Source organism: uncultured Microbacterium sp. (assembly GCF_947488465.1).
Lineage (GTDB): Bacteria > Actinomycetota > Actinomycetes > Actinomycetales > Microbacteriaceae > Microbacterium.
The window spans coordinates 1-2,769 of the sequence record NZ_CANKZA010000012.1 but is presented as its reverse complement, the minus strand read 5'-3'; the positions used below and the strand labels follow the sequence as shown (position 1 = coordinate 2,769).

Sequence of the window (2,769 nt, the reverse complement as noted above, 5' to 3'; positions counted from 1 at the left end):
CTACAATCATCACAGGCACCACTCCGCAGTCGGAGCCGCACCCATCAGCAGACTCAACAACCTGCCTGGACATCACACCTAGACGACATGCTCCGGCCCGCGAACTTGTCGGGGACCATCTCTGACATGCTGACGGAATCCCTGGCTAAGCACTCACGCTCCCTCGTCGTGAACGCGTACCACAACGGCCACCCTGACCTTCTTGTTCGCGGCGTCTACCCCGATGATCGCGTGAAGTCGGGCGAGGAAGGCGTCGAGATTAAATCAACTCGCAAGAAGGGCGGTGCCGTCGATACCCACGGTGGCCGCAAGCAATGGATGTGCGTGTTCGTCTACGAGGTGGACAACGTCACGGAACCAGCGAACAGTCGCACGCCTATGACCTTCCGCGAGGTCTACCTCGCACAGGTTGAACCCGACGACTTCCGCCGCAATGAACGTGGCGAGCTAGGTACCCGGACCTCCACGCTTGATCGAGATGGCGTCGCAAAGCTCCGGCGGTCCTGGCTTTACATGGACCGCTAGTCCCTAACGTTTAGCGCTGCGAGGGCAGGGATGGACTTGCTCGCAAGAGCCAGATATGTCGGATCCAACTCCACGCCAACGGAGTGATACCCCACATACTCAGCAGCCGCGAGGGTGGAGCCGGAGCCGGCAAAGGGGTCGAGAACGACTCCCTCTCCTACAGGGAGGATCGCGCGCACCAACTGCCTCATGAGTGCTTGGGGCTTGAGTGACGGGTGGTTCGCGATGCTGCGTTCGGCGGGCCGGGTAGGCGAGGAACGGATCACGTCTCCGAACGGTGCTTCGTCTGACACTCGCCGAAGACCACCCGTTCCCCACTTGCGCAGGTTGCTGGCTACCGTTCCGTCGAGAGGCTTACGGAACAGCAACCACGGCTCCCACATCGAACGAGGCATCACCGTCACGTCCGGGAACTCTTCGTGAGCGTTCTTTGGCCTATCGCCACCTCGGAGGGTGGTGACGAGGCGCACGATCTCGCCTCGGCGCTCTAAACCGGCCTCATCGAGCGCGTACGACACGAGGTGACTGACAAGAGGATTTGCTGCCATCATCACATGAGCCCCCGGTACGAGGGCGGGGCGGAGCGCCTCGCCGAGATTCCGGAAGAACCGCTCGAGATCGTCCAACTCAGCTTCCGAGAGCGTTGTGAATCTTGGCAGAGGAGAGCGCGTGCTCCCATCGAACGATGGCGGGATGCGCCATGTTCCACCTCTACCAGCACGCAGTTTCGCCAACTCGACCGGGGTGTACTCGACAAGGCCGTACGGAGGGTCGGTGACAACCCCATGGATGGAGTTCTCGGGCTGCCGCTTCAACCACTCCAATGAGTCGGCATGAAACAAGCGAGCGCGTCCGTACGAGAACGCTGGCTCTTCATGCGGCGTTGGCGGGATGCGAGCGGGTTTAGGCACGAGAGGCACTATCTAGACGGTACCGGCCCCTACCGACGCGCTCGAACTTCCCCGGCGTGTTCAGATTCAAGTAGGAGCGTACAGAGGACCGAGCCACGGGCTTGCCGAGTTGTTCGTCCAGATGCGCAGCGATCTCCTCATATGCAACGCCCTCGATCGAGTCATGCTCCCGCAGGAACCCAATGATGCCATCGCGGACGCGACCCGGTTGCAGCTTTTCCACGGATTGTCTCCTGACGTCTAGACGTCAAAGTAGCACCTAGGGAGAGCTCTGTCCAAAATCGAGCGCGGCGAGATATTGCACGGGCACCGGCCTGGGGCTGGACAGGGAGATTGCCCACCATGGCCGATGTCCGACACGTAGCGATCGCGGACTGCCCGCACATAGGGCCGGCATCGACCGCGACAGCAACCGCCCCGTCTGGTGGTTCGACCTCGACGACGGCACCCGCACCATCCTGCTCAACGACCTCACCTCGAAGACGCCGCCACCGTTGCCGCCCGCATCAACGCCAGCAGCAGCGGCCCCTGTGGACACGCCCCCACGCGCAGACGCCTACCCTGACCCGATGACCCCCGACGAGGACACCACCTGGCTCGGCTTCGCCCCCAACTGCCGCCAATGCCTCGTGCAGCTCGAGGCCGTCGATGACCCCAAGCGCACTCCAGTCTGGCGACGCCCGCTCTGCGGACTCATCCAGCTGCCCACGTGAGGTAGAGAAGGAGGGGGAGACGCCTAGTAGGTGAACACCGAACCAAAGAACGGGAACAAAATTGGCCAGGTGAGCGCGAGCGGAATCAGCAGGAGCCCGACGATTTTCAAGACCAGAGCGAGCTTCTTCTTCCCTTGTTGGCGAACGCCCGTCCCCCCAGCTATGAGCAAAATGCTGACCAACAAGATGACTACGCACGTCGCGAGGAAACCCCACCACGCGAACTGTGTCCAGAAGTTGATCGCTACGCCCCAGAAAGCCAACGCAGCCGCGACGACAGCAATCAGCTTCGACGCCAAGTCCACCTTGGGGTTATTCGTCCATGAAGCGATGATCGCTGACACCATCGCGATCGCGACGCTCCAGAAGGCGATAGTGGCTGCGGGGCCGTTGGTTATCCACGACTGGACGGTCTGAAAAGGAAATTCACCCTCAATGGATCCCTGCGTGATCAAGCCGGCGACCGCCCCGCCCACTGCGAACGCCACTAGCGTCCCCCACCCGCGGCCATCCAGTTTCAGCTTCCATTTGCCTGTTTTAGTCGGGACTGTCCGAATAACGGTGTGTGGGCTCCGGCCTGATCCGAAAGGAGATGGCCGTGGCTGACACGACCGAAATGT

4 protein-coding genes are annotated in these 2,769 nt (G+C 61.6%); 2 read left to right on the top strand and 2 right to left on the bottom strand.

Annotated elements, in window-relative coordinates; translation table 11 throughout:
- The first annotated feature begins 126 nt into the window (after positions 1-126).
- Complete coding sequence (locus Q0653_RS13965) at positions 127-525, top strand: hypothetical protein (protein ID WP_298945369.1); 399 nt, start codon at positions 127-129, stop codon at positions 523-525.
- Here the strand turns inward: Q0653_RS13965 and Q0653_RS13960 are convergent.
- On the bottom strand, positions 522-1,340 hold the full coding sequence (locus Q0653_RS13960) for a DNA methyltransferase (RefSeq protein WP_298945367.1): 819 nt from the start codon (positions 1,338-1,340) through the stop codon (positions 522-524). The two genes, Q0653_RS13965 and Q0653_RS13960, sit on opposite strands and share 4 nt — an antisense overlap.
- 665 nt (positions 1,341-2,005) lie before the next feature.
- On the opposite strand from Q0653_RS13960, the gene Q0653_RS13955 reads away from it, so the two are divergent.
- Positions 2,006-2,149, top strand: coding sequence for a hypothetical protein (locus tag Q0653_RS13955; RefSeq protein WP_298945365.1), 144 nt, complete (start codon positions 2,006-2,008; stop codon positions 2,147-2,149).
- Between the two features lie 23 nt (positions 2,150-2,172).
- Here the strand turns inward: Q0653_RS13955 and Q0653_RS13950 are convergent, their stop codons facing one another.
- The gene (locus Q0653_RS13950) at positions 2,173-2,637 is read right to left on the bottom strand and encodes a hypothetical protein (RefSeq protein ID WP_298945363.1); all 465 of its coding nucleotides are present in this window, start codon (positions 2,635-2,637) and stop codon (positions 2,173-2,175) included.
- Between the last annotated feature and the right edge of the window lie 132 nt (positions 2,638-2,769).

What these genes read in the sequence shown, in the direction of transcription:
- Q0653_RS13965 (WP_298945369.1), top strand. Translation starts at nt 127, where the DNA reads ATGCTGACGGAATCCCTGGCTAAGCACTCACGCTCCCTCGTCGTGAAC.
- Q0653_RS13955 (WP_298945365.1), top strand. Translation starts at nt 2,006, where the DNA reads ATGACCCCCGACGAGGACACCACCTGGCTCGGCTTCGCCCCCAACTGC.